At 70.1% G+C, this 3,199-nt stretch carries 3 protein-coding genes and 2 pseudogenes; all 5 read left to right on the forward strand.

Annotated elements, in window-relative coordinates; translation table 11 throughout:
* Positions 1 to 145: pseudogene (locus tag HC022_RS29445) on the forward strand (YbjN domain-containing protein); the annotation flags it as partial.
* A gap of 102 nt (positions 146 to 247) precedes the next feature.
* Complete coding sequence (locus HC022_RS22220) at positions 248 to 1,675, forward strand: tannase/feruloyl esterase family alpha/beta hydrolase (protein ID WP_167453853.1); 1,428 nt, start codon at positions 248 to 250, stop codon at positions 1,673 to 1,675.
* A 193-nt stretch (positions 1,676 to 1,868) separates the two neighbouring features.
* Positions 1,869 to 2,684, forward strand: a complete 816-nt coding sequence (gene proC, locus HC022_RS22225) for a pyrroline-5-carboxylate reductase (RefSeq protein ID WP_167453854.1) — start codon at positions 1,869 to 1,871, stop codon at positions 2,682 to 2,684.
* Positions 2,677 to 3,015: a tRNA-binding protein gene (locus HC022_RS22230; protein WP_089958835.1), complete on the forward strand. Its 339-nt coding sequence runs from the start codon at positions 2,677 to 2,679 to the stop codon at positions 3,013 to 3,015. The genes proC and HC022_RS22230 overlap by 8 nt, the downstream gene beginning before the upstream one ends.
* Positions 3,012 to 3,199: pseudogene (locus HC022_RS22235) on the forward strand (D-glycerate dehydrogenase); the annotation flags it as partial. The gene HC022_RS22230 and the pseudogene HC022_RS22235, both read left to right, overlap by 4 nt.

Consider the following 3,199-nt stretch of genomic DNA (forward strand, 5'->3'; position numbering starts at 1 on the left):
CCCCGAGCAGATCGACACGATGATCTCCGCCGCCGTCGCCGCCTCCGAGCGCTACTACCCGGCATTCCAGCTCATCGCATGGGCTGGGAAGAGCCCGAAGGAGGCGCTGCAGATCGCCATCGCCGAGGCCTACGGCCGGGCCTGAGCGGCCTCCGCGCCGGGTGACCACGGGTCAGGCAAGTCCGCACTTGCCTGCCTGAGGAAACGGCGCAATCCTCCCCTCCAGGGACAACTCAGGGAGGAATATATGAAACAGCATGTATCGGCCGTGGCGCTCGCCATGGCCGCAGCCGTTCCGGCCTATGCGCAGCAGTCCGACGAGGCCTGCACGGCGCTCCGCGACACGGTGATGGATGCCGCGGTGGTGACCTCGGCGCGGGTGATGCCCGCCGCCGACACGCTGCCCGCCTACTGCGAGGTGCGGGTGACCGCGCGCCCGGCGATCTCGATCGAGGTGCGCCTGCCGATGCAGGACTGGAACGGCAAGTACTACCAGTCGGGCTGCGGCGGCTTCTGCGGCATCCTCGGCCGGGCCGATGCCGGCGGCGGCTGGGTCAACGCCATGCGCCCGGGGCTCGAGCGCGGCTACGCCACCGCCACGTCCGACAGCGGCCACCACGCGCTGTCGGTGACCGAGGGCAGCTGGGCGATGAACAACCCCAACGCCGAGCGCGACTGGGGCTGGCGCTCGATCGGCGAGACCCACCGCGTGGCGCAGGCGCTGATCGGGGCATTCTACGACGGCGCCTCCGAGCAGGCGATCTTCCAGGGCTGCTCCACTGGCGGGCGCATGGCCCATGTCGCCGCGCAGCGCTACCCCGAGATGTTCGACGGCATCATCTCCGGCGCGCCGGCGATGGATTATACCGGCCTCGTGGCCACCAAGATGGCGTGGCTCGTACAGGCCAACACCGCCGCCGACGGCAGCCAGATCATCGGCCCGGACGAGGCCACGCTGATCGGCGACGAGGTGATGACGCAATGCGACGGCGCCGACGGCACCGAAGACGGCCTCATCGCCGACCCGCGCGCCTGCAGCGTGGATCTCGCCGCGCTGGCCTGCACCGGCGAGGACAGCGCCAGCTGCCTCGGCGAGGCCGAGCTTGCAACCGTCGCCAAGTGGCGCGAGGGGCCGCACAACGCCGCCGGAGCGCAGCTCTACCCGGGCGGCATCCCCGAGGGCTCCGAGCCGTTCTGGTGGCTCTGGCTTACCGGCAACGACAAGGGCGCCGGGCGGAGCATCCCCGCCTTCGTCGAGAACTTCGGCCGCTACATGGCCTTCGCCACCGATCCCGGCCCGGAATGGACCCCGCTCGACTTCGACTTCGAGACCGACCCGGCCCGGCTCGAGACCATGTCCACGGTCTACAACGGCGACAATCCGGACCTGTCCGAGTTCCGCGCCGCGGGCGGCAAGATGATCGTCTGGCACGGCTGGGCCGATGCCATCGTCACGCCCTACAAGACCATCGAATGGTATGACCAGGCGGCGGAACTGGCCGGCGGCGAGGACACGCTCAAGGAGAACGTGGCGCTCTTCATGGTGCCCGGGCTCGATCACTGCGGCATCCTGCCGGGACCGGGCGGTATCAGCGCCGCCTCGCTCGACCCGATGACCCCGATGGAGGCCTGGCTGAACGACGGCACCCGGCCCGCCTCGATCCTGGCCGAATAGGCCGTCGCTCCCCTGGGTCAGCGGCGAAGCCCCGTGGCTTCCGGTGGCCTGAAATATCCCGGGGGAGTCGCGCAGGGCGCGACGGGGGCAGCGCCCCCTCTGGCGCCCCTCTGGCGGTCCCGGCGGCGCGCCCCGGCTTGCAACCGGCCCGGCGCCGGGACAGATTGGCCCCGAACGCTGGAGAGAGACGACTATGCAGAACGGAGAAATCGCGCGTCGCGGCCTGGTGCTGCTCGGCTGCGGCAAGATGGGATCGGCAATGCTCGAGGGCTGGCTGGCGCGCGGGCTGCCCAGCACATCGGTCTGGGTGATGGACCCACACCCCTCGGACTGGCTGCAGGCGCAGGGCGTGCACCTGAACGAGGAGCTGCCGCAGGATCCTGCCATCGTGCTGGTGGCGGTGAAGCCGCAGATGATGACCGAGGCGCTGCCCACCCTCGTGACCTATGGCAACGGCAGCACGCTCTTCGTCTCGGTGGCGGCGGGCACGCTGATCGCCACCTACGAGGCGATGCTGGGCGACCGCACCCCGGTGGTGCGCGCCATGCCCAACACGCCCGCTGCCGTGGGGCAGGGCATCACCGCGATCGTCGGCAACGACCACGCCAGCGCGACGCAGATCGACCAAGCCGAAGAGCTGCTCTCGGCGGTGGGCGGCGTGGTGCGACTCGACAGCGAGACGCAGATGGACGCGGTGACCGGCGTCAGCGGCTCGGGCCCGGCCTATGTCTTCCACATGATCGAATGCCTCGCCGCCGCGGGTGAGGCGCAGGGGCTCGACCCGGCGCTCGCCATGACGCTGGCCAAGGCCACCGTGGCCGGGGCCGGAGCGCTGGCGATGCAGGCCTCCGAGGATCCCGACCAACTGCGCCGCAACGTGACCTCGCCCAACGGCACCACGCAGGCGGGGCTCGAGGTGCTGATGGACAGCGAAAACGGCCTGCCGCCGCTGGTCGCCGCCACCGTCGCCGCCGCCACCAACCGCTCACGGGAGCTTGCCAATGGCTGAGATCACCTTCGACGACTTCCTCAAGGTCGACATCCGCGTGGGCGAGGTCATCCGCGCCGAACCCTTCCCCGAGGCGCGCAAGCCCGCGATCAAGCTCTGGATCGACTTCGGCCCCGAGATCGGCACCAAGAAATCCTCGGCGCAGATCACCGTGCATTACGACCCCGAGTCCATTGTCGGGCGGAAGGTGATGGCGGTGGTGAACTTCCCGCCGCGCCAGATCGGTCCGTTCATGTCGGAATGCCTGACGCTCGGCTTCGCGGACGAGGATGGCGCCATCGTGCTGGCGGAACCCGGTGGCCCGGTCCCTGTCGGGGCACGGTTGCATTGAGCCGGGTCCTGATCGGGCGGAACCTGCCGGAAAGCGTGATCGAGACCGCGCGCGGGCACTTCGACGTCAGCTACCGCGACAGCCCCCATCCGCTGAGCCGTAACGAGATGGTCACGGCGCTGCAGGACTACGATGGGGTGCTGATGACGCTGGGCGACCGCTACGACGCCGGCGTCTTCGAGGC

The organism is Salipiger sp. HF18, assembly GCF_011806505.1.
Classification (GTDB): Bacteria; Pseudomonadota; Alphaproteobacteria; order Rhodobacterales; family Rhodobacteraceae; genus Salipiger; species Salipiger thiooxidans.